Source organism: Paenibacillus sp. JCM 18996, assembly GCF_055392555.1.
The window spans coordinates 654,566-669,923 of the sequence record NZ_AP043884.1 but is presented as its reverse complement, the minus strand read 5'-3'; the positions used below and the strand labels follow the sequence as shown (position 1 = coordinate 669,923).

The following is a 15,358-nucleotide window of genomic DNA, read 5'->3' as shown; positions in this document are numbered from 1 at the left end:
GCAGCCATGGCTTGACGGGCGATGAACGATTAATCTTCGATTGTCGACAAATCGCCCGTTGGCAGGTTAAGCTCCCATGCTTTCAGGACACGGCGCATGATCTTGCCGCTTCTTGTCTTGGGAAGCTTATCTTTAAATTCGATCTCTCGAGGAGCGGCATGCGCCGACAGTCCGACCTTTACGAACTTGGCGATATCTTCTTTGAGCTCTTCCGATGGTAAAAATCCTTCTCTCAAAGCAATGAACGCTTTGATAATCTCTCCCCTCACCGGGTCCGGCTTCCCGATGACGCCAGCTTCAGCGACTGCCGGGTGCTCGATTAGATGGCTTTCCACTTCAAATGGCCCGATCCTTTCCCCGGAGGTGTTAATTACGTCGTCGACACGTCCCTGGAACCAAAAGTAGCCGTCTTCGTCGCAGTACGCTGAATCGCCGGAGATATACCAGCCTGGGATACGCATATACTCATTATACTTGGCAGGATTGTTCCAAATTTTTCGCATCATGGAAGGCCATGGTGTCTTGATTGCCAGGTTGCCCATCTGCAGCGGCGGCAGAACGTTGCCTTGATCGTCTATAATGGCGGCCTCGATACCCGGCAGGGGACGTCCCATTGAACCCGGACGGATCTCCATGCACGGATAATTGCAGATCAGGTGAGCTCCCGTTTCAGTCATCCACCAGGTGTCATGGATTCTTTGATTATATACTTTCATCCCCCAGCGGATGACCTCCGGGTTGAGAGGCTCGCCTACGCTGAGTACATGACGGAGCGAGGAAAGATCGAAATTCTTTATCTGGTCGTCTCCGGCCGACATAAGCATCCGCAGTGCGGTTGGCGCGCTGTACCATACGGTAATACCGAACCGTTGGATGGTGCGGTACCAACTTTGCGGACTGAATCTTCCTCCGCGTATCACATTCGTAGCTCCATTCAGCCATGGAGCAAAAATCCCGTAGGACGTTCCGGTTACCCAGCCCGGATCGGCCGTACACCAGTAAATGTCGTCCTCTTGAAGATCCAATACCGCTTTCCCGGAATAATAATGCTGGATCATCGCGTTATGCACGTGATATACGCCTTTGGGCTTCCCTGTCGATCCCGATGTGTAATGGATCAGCAGCCCGTCTTCTCGGTCAACCCATTCGATATCGAGAGTCTCGGACGCTTGAGCCATTTCTTTATAAAAATCGCTCTGGCCTTCTTCCAGTTCAATATTCTCCCCTACTAATATAATATGCTTTAATTCAGGTAGCTGGCTCACAGGCACCCGTCCCAAAAGCGCAGGTGTGGTAATAATAACTGACGCACCGCTGTCCTCCAGACGGTCCTTGACCGCGGATTCCATGAACGCTTCGAACAGCGGGCCTGCGACAGCACCAATCTTGATGGCGCCAATCATCGAAAAATACAGTTCAGGAGTTCTAGGCATAAATATAAAGACGCGGTCTCCTTTGGCCACGCCGAGTTTCCTCAAGACGTTGCCAAACTGATTGGACTTCCGCTTCATCTGCTCGTAAGTGTACTGTTCATCCCTCTCGTCGTCGCTGTAATACAGCGCTACCTTGTTGCCCCTGAACCCTTCCGCATGACGGTCTATGGCTTCGTAGGCAGCATTCACTTTACCGGTTTGATGCCAGGAGAAGGCTTTCTCGACTTCCTCCCAGCTGAAGTTCGCGCGCTCCTGTTCATAATTCTTCATGTTAGGGTTTGATGCAGACGGGACGATGATTTCATTCGGGTTTGAAATCATAAGCAACCTACCTCCTGAGTAAAATAATGTCATAATGAAAGTTAACATAATATTCATACTTTTAAACGTTTTCAAAAAATTATACCATAATTCCGGCTATTCGACTATCCCTCCAAAGGTGGATCCTCTTGTCTCCAGTTTGATCAACAGTACGTTAAGAAACCGTCAGGAAACAGATCATCCTGACGGTTCTTTTTGCTGCTAGCCCATACGTTTGTGCACCGGTAGGGAAAGAGACTGGGACTGCATTCTCGACCTGCTGGCTATATTCGCTTCAAAATCTCATCGATCATCTTATGTGAATTTTGGGAAGCCTGAACCGTAAATTCTTGAAAATTCACATGCGCCGATCCGTCAGCTTTATCGGACATAGAGCGGATCACTACATAAGGAATGCTGTTCATAGCGCACACCTGGGCGACAGCAGCGCCCTCCATTTCCGTGCAAGCTCCCTGCAGCTCCTGGTACAGCTCACGGACGGTATTGCGGCTTGCCACGAACTGGTCGCCCGAGAGAACCCGTCCTTTTTGGGCCCGTCCCGGAAATAAAGCGTTGGACGCTTCTTCAGCCAAGGAGACCAGCCTCGGATCGGCCGGAAACACCGAGGTTTCCGCGTAAGGAATGATTCCTCTGTCATAGCCTAAAGGCCTTACGTCCATATCATGCTGCATACACTCTGTGGAAATAACGATATCTCCGATATCCAAACCGGGATCCAAAGCTCCCGCCACCCCTGTAAAAAGAATTCCTTCCACTGCAAAACGGTCGATAAGAATTTGCGAGCATACGGCCGCGTTTACTTTGCCCACTCCGGACTTGCACACTACGATTTGTTTCCCGTTCAGCTGGCCCGTCCTGAAGGTGATGCCCGCTTTAACCGTATTCTGCACCTGCTCCATGTCGGCGAGAAGCAGCTCGATTTCTTCATCCATCGCTCCGATGATTCCAATATTTTTCAAATGATACACCCGCCCTTCAAACTACTGGATACAAAGGCTGCACACAGAAAAAAGCGGCTCAACTATTTTTGAGCCACTGTGTTTCTTTGGATGGTTTCGTGAGGAAGCACTACCCTGGTCTGGGTGATCGTTTCCTTGTTCATCAGCTTCGTCAGCAAGCGCATCGACACCGCTCCGATATCGTACATAGGCTGCGCTACCGTCGTCAATTGCGGACGCACCATGGAAGCCATCCGAATGTTATCCACACTGATGATAGACATATCGTCCGGTACCTTGTGGCCCGCGTCCTGTACCGTATGTATCGCTCCGATTGCCATTTCGTCCGTTGCTGCAAAAATGGCCGTAGGCCGGTTCGGCAGCTGCAGGAAATAGTTCGCCGCTTCAATGCCCGACTCGTACCGGTAGTTGCCTACGCGCACATACTCCTCTTGCAGCGGAATACCAGCCTCTTCAAGAGCCTTCTTGTAGCCTTGATACCTCGCGTAACCGTTGGCAGGGTCCTGCAAGGTTCCTGATATCATGGCGATATCCCGGTGGCCCCGGTCCAACAACAGTTTAACCGCGTCATATGCCGCTCCTTCATGGTCGATATCGACCGACGGCATCTCGTTGTTCTCGTCCGTTGTCGCGCACAGCACGATAGGCACCGAAGAAGTACGGAACGCCTGAATATGGTCTTCCGTCACCACGCCGCCCATAAAGAGGAGCCCGTCCACCTGCTTTTCGAGCAGTGTGTTGATGACACGGATTTCCTTTTCCTTTCTCTTGTCCGCGTTGCAAAGGATAATGTTATAGTGATACATGTTCGCGATATCTTCTATCCCGCGCGCCACTTCCGCAAAAATCGAGTTGGAAATGTCGGGGATGACCACTCCGACGGTAGTTGTTTTCTTGCTTGCCAGTCCTCTGGCTACAGCATTCGGGCGATAACCCAGGCGCTCAATCGCTTCAAACACCTTCTTGCGTGTCTGCGGCTTCACGTTGGGGTTGTTATTGACTACGCGGGAAACCGTTGCCATGGAAACCCCGGCTTCTCTAGCTACATCATAAATAGTTACAGTCACGGCGACTCTCTCCAATATGTCCAAAGTTTAAGCGATCCTACCTCACTAATTAAAGATATGATACGATATATTCTCTATTTTCGCAAATAGTTGGCGCATAAATAAACGCAGCGCGGCCTGAGCATCGATGCCCGGCTTCGCTTTGTGAGGTTATGAATAGGGTCCGCTAAGCGTTGGTGGGAGTCTGTTTTGTTATTTGCGTCAGCCTGTTGCGCAGGTCCTCCATCCATTCTTTCTCTTTCAAAGATTGGGCCAGAAGAAGCAGGTCAAGCAGCTCGTTCACGCGCTCTTCCGCCAGCACGCTCAAGGATTCCTGGAAATGTTCGCGCTTGGACGCTTTTTTCAATAAATATGCGAATTCGCTGATCTCGCTGAAAAGGACCCGCTGTTTTTCCGGAGCTTCCCCCAAGGAGTGAATCAATTCCTTCAACTGGCTCTTCACCTCGGTAAATACTTCGCAGCTATTGCAGCTGTCGCACGAATATATAGGGACGCTTTCAATTTCCACCGAATTCTGGTATACCACTGTGCGGAGTCTAATCTCCATAGATTGCCCACAATTACACAGCTTTTGCACAAACGACCACTCCTTCATTTCAACAGCGATTACGGTTCTTTTAATGATAAAATTCTACTTTTAAGGTCAAACTCCTGCCGGATCGAGCCTAGTATTTTTTTACAGTTCTTTGACGTTATCGCTCCGGACCGGGCAACCCGTCATGCTTGCAATCATCGGAAAGCACGGCGCAGGAGGAAATGAATATCCGTTTGGAACATGATAAAATAGAGATAGTCTTTGAGATTTTAAAATTATAATATCGAAGCAGCCATTAATCAATATGCCGGAGGGGGAAAACTTTTGAGATTAGAGGGAAAAAAAGTCATTTGTCTCGTTGACGAGCAGTTCGAGGACCTGGAGCTGTGGTATCCCGTGTACCGGGCAAGAGAAGAAGGAGCCATAGTAGATTTAGCCGGAGCGGAGAAAAATAAAACCTACGTCGGAAAATACGGCGTTCCCGCGACAGCGAGCCTATCCTTCGATGACGTAAACGGGGCCGATTATGACGGAGTCCTGGTACCCGGAGGCTGGGCCCCCGACAAGCTGCGCCGCTACGGCATGGTGCTTGAGCTCATAAGGGAAATGGACCGGGCAGGCAAGCCGATCGGCCAAATCTGCCATGCTGGCTGGGTGCTCATCTCGGCGAAGATTCTGCAAGGAAGGCAGGTCACTTCCACCCCGGGCATCCGCGACGATATGGAAAATGCCGGTGCCATATGGCACAACGAGCCTGTCGTTGTGGACGGGCATATCATTTCCTCTCGGCGCCCACCCGACCTGCCGCAATACGCCAAGGCTTACTGTGACGCGCTCGCGGCAGCATCAATCAAATGAACTGACGCTTCCCGTCATGTACAGGCGAGGCTGCAGGACGCTTAGCCCCCGTGTGCAACCACTTTGGAGTTCACCGCGCCTTACCCCGTATTTGAATGCAAAAATGTCCGTAGCCTATTGCAGGAGGCGGGCATTTTTGCTTTATCTCGGCAGGCTATTGGCATTTGACGGAGTCCAATAAAGCTACAATCTCCTCGCTTGTGCGGCAGGAAAGGACTTCCGGCAGCAGCCGGACGCAGCTCCTCGCATCGGAACCCAGCAAGCGTTCCTTGACCGTCAGGATCGAATGGGCGGACATGCTCAGCTCCTCAATGCCCAGACCCAGCCACAGCGGGAGCGCCCTTGGATCCCCCGCAAGCTCGCCGCACACCGTGACCGGTATGCCGGCTGCTTTGGCCGATTCAATGGTATACCTAAGCATGCGGAACACGGAAGGCTGATACGGGTTATACATATGGGCGATCTGCTCGTTCATCCGGTCGACGGCGATCAAGTACTGGACGAGGTCATTGGTGCCGATGGAAAAGAAATCCACTTCCTTTGCCAGCTGATCCGCGATCACTGCAGCAGCCGGGACTTCGATCATAATGCCTGCCTCAATGCCCCGATCATATTCTTTTCCGGCAGCATCGAGCTCCCTTTTCACCTCTTTAAGAATGCTGTGCGCTTTGCGAATTTCCTCCAGGGAGGAGATCATCGGATACAGAATCTTCACTTTTCCGTAACGGCTGGCACGAAGGATGGCTTTAAGCTGGGTTTTAAAAAGATCGACCCGGTCAAAAAGGATGCGTATCGCTCTATAACCCAGCACCGGATTATCCTCCTTGGGCAGGGAGAAATAGTCCAGCTGCTTATCGCCGCCTATGTCCAGGGTGCGGATAACCAGATGCTTGTCCCCAAGCTTCTCGGCGGCTTCCCGGTAAACCGCGAACTGCTCCTCTTCATCGGGAAGAGTGCTGCGGTCCATATATAAAAATTCCGTGCGGAACAGGCCGACTCCTCCCGCACCGTTCTTCAAGGCCTGGTCGAGTTCCTTGAGCGAAGAAATATTCGCGTCCAGCCTGACTTCATACCCGTCCGTTGTCTTCGATGGAAGCCCGGCTATGTTCTGCAGCGCGATCCGGCGGGCCTCCCATTTTTGCTTCATAGCGCGGTATTTTTCCAAAATGGATTCGTTAGGGTTGATAAACACCAGGCCCCCGTCCCCGTCGACAATCAGATTGTCTCCATTCTGGATCGGGCGCTTCAGCTTGCCGTCAAAACCCATGACCAGCGGGATGCCCATCGCCCGGGCCATAATCGCGGTGTGCGAAGTGGTCCCTCCCATCATGGTGACTATTCCCTGCAGCTGGGAGCGCTCCAGATGGGCCATCTGCGACGGTGAGACCTCCTTGGCCACAAGGATATACTGCCCGTCCTGCGGGGGCATCGGATCCTCAAACCCTCCCAGCAGATGCTTCAGCAGCCTGTTTCCCACGTCCTTGATATCGAGCGCGCGCTCTTTCATGTACGTGTCATCCAGAAGGTCGAACATATCTACGAACTTCTCTATCACTTCTTTGACGGCCTTCTCGGCAGGCTTGCTCTGCCTTTGAATGATCGTCTGGATTTCGTTCATAAAAATCGGGTCGTCCAGGATCGCCAGATGGGCGTCAAATATATATGCCTGGTCGCTTCCTATCAGTTCTTCTATTTCCTGCTTGATCTGCTCCAATTCGCTTTTGGAGGTCCGGATGCTGTCATACAGCCTTTCGAATTCATAGGACGCGTCCACCGTATCTCTCAGATTATCCGGCATTTCCAACTCCCAAGCGGGGAGAACAAAAGCTTTACCCATCGCGATGCCTGACGAAGCTCCCACACCTTCCACCACGAGCGTTCTCCTCCTTCTTTACGTAGATTTTAAAACTACCGACATTACAGATTTCTGGCCCTTTTTCACCGCTTTGTAAGGAGCGAAGCTCCAAGAGCGAACCTTCTCCGAATTGGTAATCAGCATTGGAGTGGCGAGCGATTTGCTTTTGACCTTCACTTTCTGCAAATTGAACCGGATCAGCAGCTGCCCTGGTTCAACCGTATCTCCCTGCTTGACAAACGCGGTAAACCATTTTCCTTGCAGACTCGCCGTATCTATCCCTATATGCAGAAGCACTTCGAGTCCGTCCGGAGTCACTATGCCAATAGCATGCAGAGTCGGATAAATATGAGCTACCGTCCCGGCTACAGGTGAAACCAGCTCCCCTTTGTCCGGAATAAAGGCTACTCCGTCTCCCACGATTTTTTTGGCGAAAACGGCGTCCGGGACCTCCTCCAGAGAAATCATACGGCCCTGCATCGGAGAACAGAACAGCACCTGCTGGATGTCCCTTCGCAGCGTCTTCATAATCTCCTCGCGGATCAGCTCGGAGTAGGTTCCAAAGACCACCTGCACGTTCCCTCCTCCAAGCGAAATGACGCCGGCGGCGCCCAGGTGCCTCAGTGCCGCGATGTCCATCAACCGTTCGCTCCCCAAAGTCAACCTCAGCCTGGTGATGCAGGCCTCGATCTGCTTGATGTTGTCCTTGCCTCCCAAGGCCTGCAGTATGAGCGGAGCGCGATAAGGGATATCCCCGGCCCACTCCTCCAAGGAAGAGCCTTCTTCCCTGCCCGGAGTCGGAATACGGAACCGCCGTATCGCCCACCGGAAAAGGAAATAATAAGCCAAGCCGAACGCAAGGCCGATGGGCAGCAGCAGAATGCCGTTCTTGGACAGATGGAAGTTGATCAAATAATCGATCATTCCGGCCGAATAGGAGAAGCCTTGATGAATATCCAATGCCTGGCAGATCCACATGGCGAGCCCGGACAGAATCGCATGCACAACGAACAAATAAGGAGCCACAAACAGGAAAGCGAATTCAATCGGCTCGGACACGCCCGTCAGGAAAGACGCAAGCGCGGCTACCAGGAAAGTGGAGGTCACTTTCGGCTTCAAATCCTCCCTCGCTTCCTGGATGATAGCCAAAGCGATAGCAGGCAGAGCGAACATCATAATGGGATATAATCCCGCCATATAGAAGCCCGCAGTCGGATCTCCGGCAAAATAACGCGGAAGGTCGCCGTACACCATTTGGCCTTCACCCGTCTGATAAGCCCCCAGCTGAAACCAGAAAAAGTTATTCAGTATATGATGGAGCCCTGACGGAACGAGAAGCCGGTGCAAAATCCCATAGATAAACGTGCCGAAGCCTCCGAGACCGAGCAGCACCTTAGTGATCAAGTCCATCATATTTTGCAAAAAAGGGCCGATCGCTATAAACAGGCCGGACAGCAGCAGTGTGAACACACCCATTACGAGAGGAACAAACCGGGGCCCGCCGAAGAACTGGATCACTTCAGGCAGCTTTAAATTTTTGAACCGGTGGAAAGAAACCGCTGCCAGCAGACCGATCAGAATGCCTCCGGATACTCCAAGCTGAAATTGGCCGCCCAAATACATTTGGGTCAAGCGAGTAAATATAAAATAGGACACCAGCGCGGACATGCCGGCGATTCCAGCCCCTTCAGTCAATCCGAGCGCGACGCCTACGGCAAAAATAATTGGCAAATATAGAAAGACCGTACTTCCGGCGTTATCAAGCAGATTGTGCATCCAGTCCAAGCCGAACCAATGCCAGGGGAGCTTGGAGGCGCTTAACAGAATTGCCGCAAAGGGAAGCACGATAGTAGGCATCATTAATGCGCGTCCCAATTGTTGAAGATTTCCCATCCAATTCAATGCAGCCTCAGCCCCTCTCTTATACCGATGGTAAGGCTTAAACCGCCTGTTTGTCAAAAAAATTTTGGCATGAAAAAATAAGCAAAAAAACCGCCCGAGGTGGACGGCTCCAAGCGTTTGGACTTTAGGAACAGAGATTGCTGTTATCTGCCGTTCGGAAACAGGATCGAGTCTTCGACTTTAATACAGCGGTCCATGATGACCTCCATGCCGTTGTCGGCGGCAATCGCGGCGGCTTCCTCGTTGATGATGCCGGTCTGCAGCCAGAATACCTTCGCTCCGGTACCGGAAGCGTCTCTGGCAACGTCGGGCGTATGCTCCGGCCGCCTGAACACATCGATGATATCGATGGAATCCGGAATATCTTTAAGTGAGGCATAGCTCTTCTCCCCTAGAACGTTCTCCGCGTTAGGGTTGACGGGGATGATGCGGTAGCCTTTGGCCTGAAGAGCTGCCGCAACCATGTGGGAAGTTTTGTCAGGATTTTCGGACAAGCCGACGACGGCGATATTGACGGCCGAGCCTAAAATTTCCTTGATCCGGTCTCTGGGCGGATTTTGAAATGCCATCGAGTATTCCTCCTTATTTGCGATAGGATAACGCTTGCTTGCCCATAGCTTCCCAGGTTGCAAGGAAGCGGGCTTTGTCGATCTTTTGCTGCTTCTTCATGGTGATCGGATCGTTGACGTATACATTCTGTTCGTCATAACCCACCAGCAGCACAGCGTGCTCCATAAAGGTGATTGAAATCGGTCCGAGCGGAGTATCGAATTGCACCCATTTATCCGGTACGGCGTAATCTATCGTCGTCCATACGATCGCCGGCATCCCGTCGGAAATCTGCTGCTCGATGTCCGAGAACGGCGCCCCGGTCAGATCGAATCCCGAAGGGATATATTTCTGCAGCAGAGGCAGCAGGGCGCCGTGGTAAATACCATACCCTCTCGATTCCCCGGCGGCGTTTCCGACGAAGCCGGTATTGGGATTCCCCCAATAGGCGATCGAGCCGTCGGAGCGCCATTGAATTGGAGTGGGGTCTATGGGCATCTCCTCCGCCAGCTCTATCTTGTTCTTGTTAATCCCGTTAAACTGCAGCAGCATCGCCAAACTGGTCACTTCACAGCCGGAAGGAAGCTCCGGGTATTGGTTGATGACCGGAGCCGTCAACAATGCCCAGGGCTTCTTCGCCGGCTTGGACGCCGCTTGGGCAGGCGCTTGCGGCGCTGCCGGCATCGTTGCCGCGGATTTGCCGGCAGCCAGCACTTTATTGGCTCTGCTCAGCACCATACCTTCCTGATGCGTGGCCTTCTCATAAAGAAGCAGACCAAGCAGCGCGCAAGTAAACGCAAGGCCGGCGATCAGGAAAAGGCCTATGGTCACTTTCGTGCCTGCCCAAAGAATTCTCATGCTGACCATCCATTCATCAATAAAGTATTACTTTTCGAGGAGCTGAATTTCGGCCCCCAGACTGTGTAAATGCTTAAAATATTGCGGGTACGATTTGGCCACATGGTGAGCGTCTTTAATCGTTAGCCCCTGTGCCGAGCGCAGCCCGACGACCGTCAAAGCCATAATGACCCGATGGTCGAAGTGCGCGTTGATCTCGACTCCGCCTTTCACCCCGCCGGGACGGCCGTGGATAATAATCTCGCTTTGCCGTTCCTCGACATCGGCTCCGGCTTTGCGAAGCTCATTCAGAAAATCGGTAATCCGATCGCATTCTTTATACCGCAAATTCTCGACATTATAGAAACGGGAAGTGCCTTCGGCAAATACCGCGGCCGCAACCATCGCAAGTACAGCGTCAGTGAAATGATCGCCGTCGAACTCCCCCGCCTTAAGCTGCCGGTTGCCTCTGACATGGACGGTGCCTTTATCGTGAGTGAGCGGCACACCCATAGCGCGCAGCACGTCGACCACCGCTCTTTCCCCCTGCTTGCTCGTTTCCGAAAGCCGGTGCACACGGACGTCCGAGTCCGTGACGGCGGCTGCGGCAAGGATCGCGGCGGAGCCGGGATAATCACCCTGTACGGTATATTCGCCAGCCCTGTATTTTTGATTGCCGGGAATTCTGTAATGCATCAAATCTTCGCTTGCGTGGACGATAATTCCCGCCTGCTCCAACACTTCCAAAGTTTGTCCCACGATAATTTGGGATTTGAGGTCGTGGAGCACTGCAATTTCGCTGTCTTCAGACAGCAAAGGAACCGTAAACAGCAGCGAGCTCAAAAACTGGGAAGAAACGCTGCCCGACACGGTGATTTTGCCGCCTCGCGGATGTCCCCCTTTTATATTTATCGGCAGGCGTCCCTCATTATGTTGCACCACTGCTCCCAATTGTTCCAGAGAGCGTATAAGGTCGTAATGCGGCCTTTTCCCGAGCGATTCCGGGTAAGCGTTCACGAAAGTGACATCAGGGCAAAAAGAGGCAACCGACATCAAAAACCGCAGCACCGCTCCGGCATTCCCCACATTCAACTCTTCGACAGGCCTGGGATGCTTTCCGAACCCCGTAATGACGATCTTCTCGTCATCTTCCTCCACAACCGCCCCCAAATCCCGGATGCACCTTCTCATGGCGTCGCTGTCCTCGCTGCGGGCCGGGTAATAAATGGTGGATGTGCCTTCAGCAAGAGCGGCGATAAGCAGGTATCTTGTCGTGTAATTTTTGGAGGATAATGCTTGAATTTCGCCCTCAAGGCGTGCGGTTGGCTTAACGATTGCTTCCATAACGAATCATTCTCTCCCTATATTCCGGCACGGACCCGTACCTTTTTTACGAAACTCGGATTACAGCAAATAGCCGGCAAAGGCCAGCAAAATACCAATAAAATAACTTGCCCCGGAGTAGAGGAACAGACTTCTCCAGTCTTTTTCCAGGAGCATATGCATATTTTCCAGCTGAAACGTCGAGAATGTTGTAAAAGCCCCCAGAAACCCGGTTCCCGCCAAAAGCAGCAGCGATTCGTCCTGCACGTTTCCGAGCAGCAAGCCTATCAGGAAACAGCCCGTCAAATTTACTGTCAGTGTACCATATGGGATTACGGTTGGGAACCTTTTTGCTATTGCGGAGGAAAGCTTGTACCGGCACACGGCCCCGGCAAACCCGCCTGCGGCGACCAACCCAGCCGCCTGTAATGTTATGTTCAACGCGCTATCCCCTTCTTCTCCCGTTTAACCTGAGGCTCACGCCGTGACCGGCCCGCGCCGCCATCAGCCCGCCCAAGCAGCTCAAAGCTGCATACAGAACGGCCTCTGCGGCGTGCCGGTGCCTGAGCATCTGGACGGTCTCCAGGCTCAAGGCCGAGAACGTCGTCAAGCCGCCGAGGAACCCGGTGGTCAATGCCAGCCGCAATCTCGGAAAACGCAGCGCGAGCCGTTTCCAGCCCGACAGCCATCCGATCAAAAGACAGCCAATCAGATTGCACAGCAGTGTGCCCCATGGAAATCCCGGAGAGGATGCATTATATAAAGCGGAGAGCAGGAAACGGGTCAATGAACCCAGAACCCCTCCCGCACCGGCAAAAATAGCGTTCAAGCAGACCCACTCCAATCGGCGTCAGCAGTTTATTTGACACTATATTCTTTTATTTTTATTATGGAAGAGACTGGATTACAAAGACTTTACGGAGGATAGTACAATATGAATACGATACAACCTGCCGAAATACAACAGCGTCTGCAGCAAGGAGAGAAGCTTGTCCTTATCGATGTGCGTGAGGAAGATGAGGTGGCGCAAGGGATGATCCCGGGAGCCAAACACATTCCGCTCGGCGAGCTTCCCGACAGGCACGGCGAGATTCCGCAAGCCGAGGAGATCATCCTTGTGTGCCGAAGCGGAAACCGCAGCAGCAAAGCCTACGGATACCTGGAATCTCTTGGATACAAGGGCCTGAAAAATATGACCGGCGGCATGCTCGAGTGGCACAACCTGTAGCCGCTTTTCCGCCGGACGAACGCCTCTCAATCATCATCCGAATACCGCTGGCTCAGATACCCCGCCCGCAATGTTTTTCCCACTCTGACGCCGCCATGAGTACTACATCAGGCACGGAAGCACTGGAAGAATCGATTGTGACGTCCGCAAAACGGTAAGCGTCCCTGCGCTCCTCCATGATGCGGCGTACCCTTTCTTCCAGGTGGCCCTGCAGCAGCGGACGGTCCCCGTCACCTTTGGCTCTCTGGATAATAACTTCCGCAGGGGAGGTCAAAGCGATTACAAGACCGCTTCGCCGCATGCACTCCCGGTTGGCTTCCGCCAGCACCGCTCCTCCTCCTGTCGCAACGACCTGGTTTTCTCCCTGCAGAACTTCTTCCAAAGTACGGGTTTCCAGTTGCCGAAAGCAGGTTTCCCCTCCATCTTTGAATAGATCGCGAATCGTCCTGCCCGCTTTAGCCTCAATGGCATGATCGACATCGATAAACCGCATATTCAAATATTCCGCCAAAGACCGGCCGACGGTTGATTTGCCGGTGCACATCATCCCGACAAGAATAATATTTTTCCCCATACCCGCATTTCCCTTCATAGTTATGCCTCTGCTTTATTCCTGCTATCATATCATATCCCGCCGCTGCATAAAATCGCTGAATAGCACACAAATTGAACCGCTCCCAAAATAGTCATATCTTCGAAACCGCACCGTATGAATAAGAGTACAAGCTTCCCAATCCTATTAAAGGAGAGATTCCCGTTGAACTGTCCCCCTCTTGCCCGCAGCAGCGCAGCAAACAGAATCGAGCAGATTCTTGACCCATCCAAGCCCTTATGCAAAGAAGATGTCGTCTGGGTCCTGGATTATATCACAAAAAAAGTGGCTGAGGAAGATCCGGTGCTGCTGGATCTGTCTCAACCACGTTTGCTGAAAAACTTTCATTATTTCGCCGAAATCGCCAGGCTGCTTATCCATCAATCCGGCGGCGTTGCAGCTGACCCGCAAAGCTTGAAGAGATGGATCGCAGAGGCTTCCTTCGGGCTGAACAGCGCTTCTTTAAAAGAAACTTAATTTCCCATCCATTGGAAATGGAAAGTTCCCTCTTTGTCCACACGTTGGAAGGTGTGCGCTCCGAAATAATCCCTCTGTGCCTGCAGAAGGTTCGCCGGCAATCTTTCCGTGCGGTAGCTGTCATAGTAGGCCAGGGCGGAGGTGAAACCTGGTACCGGAACGCCAAACGTAACCGCGGTCGATACCACTTTTCTCCAAGCGTCCTGGTATTTCTCCACGACTCCTTGGAAATATTCGTCAAGCAGCAGGTTTTTCAGCCCCGGGTTGCGGTCGTAAGCATCCTTGATATTCTGCAGGAAACGGGCGCGGATAATGCAGCCTCCGCGGAAAATCATGGCGATATTGCCGTACTGCAGATCCCAGCCGTACTCGTCTGACGCGGCTCTCATTTGGGCGAAGCCCTGAGCGTAAGAGCAGATCTTGGACGCGAACAGCGCTTTGCGCACATTCTCGATAAATTCCTTGCGGTCGGCGCCGAAATCCGGCTTCTTGGGTCCGCTGAGAACTTTGCTTGCTTCCACGCGCTCCGACTTCATAGCGGAAAGGAAGCGGGAGAACACGGATTCTGTTATGATCGACAGAGGCACGCCAAGATCGAGCGCGCTTTGGCTTGTCCATTTGCCGGTGCCTTTCTGGCCTGCGGAATCAAGAATGACGTCCACCATCGCTTTGCCCGTTTCCAGATCTTTTTTGGAGAAAATATCGGCTGTAATCTCGATCAAGTAGCTGTCCAGCTCGCCGTTGTTCCACTCCGTGAAAATTTCATGCAGCTCGTCCGGACCGACGTTCAGCACATCTTTCAGCAGGTGGTAGGCTTCGCAGATCAGCTGCATATCGCCGTATTCGATCCCGTTATGTACCATCTTCACGTAATGTCCGGCGCCGTCCGGTCCGATGTAAGTGCAGCAAGGATCCCCGTTCACCTTGGCCGAAATGGCGGTGAGAATCGGCTCCACCAGCTCGTAAGCGTCTTTTTGTCCGCCGGGCATTATCGCAGGCCCTTTCAATGCCCCTTCTTCCCCGCCGGAAACCCCGGTGCCGATGAAACGGAAGCCTTTGGCCTGCAGCTCTTTGTTACGTCTTTGAGTATCCGGGAAGAAGGCGTTACCCCCGTCAATCAGGATATCTCCCTCGTCGAGCAGCGGAACCAGCTGTTCAATCGTCGCGTCAGTGGGAGCGCCCGCTTTGACCATGATCAGAATCTTTCTTGGAGTCTCCAGGGATTGGACAAATTCCTCCATGGAATATGTGCCTGCCAGATTCTTTCCTTTAGCTTCCTTAATCAGCTCATCCGTTTTCTCGCGGGACCGGTTGAACACGGAAACCGTAAATCCTCTGCTCTCGATGTTCAGGGCCAGATTCTTGCCCATTACCGCCAAACCGACTACCCCAATTTGCTGTTTTGACATTCTCGTCATCCTT

At 52.5% G+C, this 15,358-nt stretch carries 16 protein-coding genes; 3 read left to right on the top strand and 13 right to left on the bottom strand.

Annotation, left to right across the window (positions count from 1 at the left end):
- Window positions 1–29 precede the first annotated feature (29 nt).
- The 4 genes from acsA to ACZ5N7_RS03230 form a co-directional block, all read right to left on the bottom strand.
- Window positions 30–1,754: an acetate--CoA ligase gene (gene acsA / locus ACZ5N7_RS03245; protein WP_464657362.1), complete on the bottom strand. Its 1,725-nt coding sequence runs from the start codon at window positions 1,752–1,754 to the stop codon at window positions 30–32.
- A 263-nt stretch (window positions 1,755–2,017) separates the two neighbouring features.
- Window positions 2,018–2,713, bottom strand: coding sequence for a 5'-methylthioadenosine/adenosylhomocysteine nucleosidase (locus ACZ5N7_RS03240; protein ID WP_464657360.1), 696 nt, complete (start codon window positions 2,711–2,713; stop codon window positions 2,018–2,020).
- Between the two features lie 62 nt (window positions 2,714–2,775).
- A complete protein-coding gene (ccpA, locus tag ACZ5N7_RS03235) occupies window positions 2,776–3,780 on the bottom strand; it encodes a catabolite control protein A (RefSeq protein ID WP_464657358.1) in 1,005 nt (334 codons plus the stop codon).
- Between the two features lie 166 nt (window positions 3,781–3,946).
- On the bottom strand, window positions 3,947–4,210 hold the full coding sequence (locus tag ACZ5N7_RS03230) for a hypothetical protein (RefSeq protein WP_464657356.1): 264 nt from the start codon (window positions 4,208–4,210) through the stop codon (window positions 3,947–3,949).
- A 429-nt stretch (window positions 4,211–4,639) separates the two neighbouring features.
- On the opposite strand from ACZ5N7_RS03230, the gene ACZ5N7_RS03225 reads away from it, so the two are divergent.
- Window positions 4,640–5,173 (top strand): type 1 glutamine amidotransferase domain-containing protein, encoded by a 534-nt coding sequence (locus ACZ5N7_RS03225; protein WP_464657354.1) that lies wholly within the window; start codon window positions 4,640–4,642, stop codon window positions 5,171–5,173.
- 154 nt (window positions 5,174–5,327) lie between these two features.
- Here the strand turns inward: ACZ5N7_RS03225 and ptsP are convergent, their stop codons facing one another.
- The 7 genes from ptsP to crcB all read right to left on the bottom strand — a co-directional run bounded on the left by ptsP (window position 5,328) and on the right by crcB (window position 12,468).
- Window positions 5,328–7,046 (bottom strand): phosphoenolpyruvate--protein phosphotransferase, encoded by a 1,719-nt coding sequence (gene ptsP / locus ACZ5N7_RS03220; protein WP_464657352.1) that lies wholly within the window; start codon window positions 7,044–7,046, stop codon window positions 5,328–5,330.
- Window positions 7,047–7,064: 18 nt separating this feature from the next.
- Window positions 7,065–8,930 carry a glucose PTS transporter subunit IIA gene (locus ACZ5N7_RS03215; protein WP_464657350.1) on the bottom strand — a complete coding sequence of 622 codons (1,866 nt, stop codon included), beginning with the start codon at window positions 8,928–8,930 and terminating at the stop codon, window positions 7,065–7,067.
- Between the two features lie 143 nt (window positions 8,931–9,073).
- The gene (locus ACZ5N7_RS03210) at window positions 9,074–9,499 is read right to left on the bottom strand and encodes a CoA-binding protein (protein ID WP_464657348.1); all 426 of its coding nucleotides are present in this window, start codon (window positions 9,497–9,499) and stop codon (window positions 9,074–9,076) included.
- Window positions 9,500–9,512: 13 nt separating this feature from the next.
- Window positions 9,513–10,337, bottom strand: a complete 825-nt coding sequence (locus ACZ5N7_RS03205) for a C39 family peptidase (protein WP_464657346.1) — start codon at window positions 10,335–10,337, stop codon at window positions 9,513–9,515.
- 27 nt (window positions 10,338–10,364) lie between these two features.
- Window positions 10,365–11,660 (bottom strand): 3-phosphoshikimate 1-carboxyvinyltransferase, encoded by a 1,296-nt coding sequence (aroA, locus tag ACZ5N7_RS03200; protein ID WP_464657344.1) that lies wholly within the window; start codon window positions 11,658–11,660, stop codon window positions 10,365–10,367.
- A 60-nt stretch (window positions 11,661–11,720) separates the two neighbouring features.
- A complete protein-coding gene (locus ACZ5N7_RS03195; RefSeq protein ID WP_464657342.1) occupies window positions 11,721–12,080 on the bottom strand; it encodes a fluoride efflux transporter FluC in 360 nt (119 codons plus the stop codon).
- Between the two features lie 4 nt (window positions 12,081–12,084).
- Window positions 12,085–12,468 carry a fluoride efflux transporter CrcB gene (gene crcB / locus ACZ5N7_RS03190; RefSeq protein ID WP_464657341.1) on the bottom strand — a complete coding sequence of 128 codons (384 nt, stop codon included), beginning with the start codon at window positions 12,466–12,468 and terminating at the stop codon, window positions 12,085–12,087.
- Window positions 12,469–12,573: 105 nt separating this feature from the next.
- On the opposite strand from crcB, the gene ACZ5N7_RS03185 reads away from it, so the two are divergent.
- Window positions 12,574–12,867: a rhodanese-like domain-containing protein gene (locus ACZ5N7_RS03185; RefSeq protein ID WP_464657340.1), complete on the top strand. Its 294-nt coding sequence runs from the start codon at window positions 12,574–12,576 to the stop codon at window positions 12,865–12,867.
- 52 nt (window positions 12,868–12,919) lie between these two features.
- On the opposite strand, the gene ACZ5N7_RS03180 is transcribed toward ACZ5N7_RS03185, so the two are convergent.
- Window positions 12,920–13,459, bottom strand: a complete 540-nt coding sequence (locus ACZ5N7_RS03180) for a shikimate kinase (protein ID WP_464657339.1) — start codon at window positions 13,457–13,459, stop codon at window positions 12,920–12,922.
- 165 nt (window positions 13,460–13,624) lie between these two features.
- Here ACZ5N7_RS03180 and ACZ5N7_RS03175 point away from each other — a divergent pair, with 165 nt between their 5' ends.
- Entirely contained in the window at window positions 13,625–13,936 is a 312-nt protein-coding gene (locus tag ACZ5N7_RS03175) for a hypothetical protein (RefSeq protein ID WP_464657338.1), read from the top strand.
- Here ACZ5N7_RS03175 and gndA read toward each other — a convergent pair.
- Window positions 13,933–15,354, bottom strand: a complete 1,422-nt coding sequence (gndA, locus tag ACZ5N7_RS03170; protein WP_464657336.1) for an NADP-dependent phosphogluconate dehydrogenase — start codon at window positions 15,352–15,354, stop codon at window positions 13,933–13,935. The two genes, ACZ5N7_RS03175 and gndA, sit on opposite strands and share 4 nt — an antisense overlap.
- Between the last annotated feature and the right edge of the window lie 4 nt (window positions 15,355–15,358).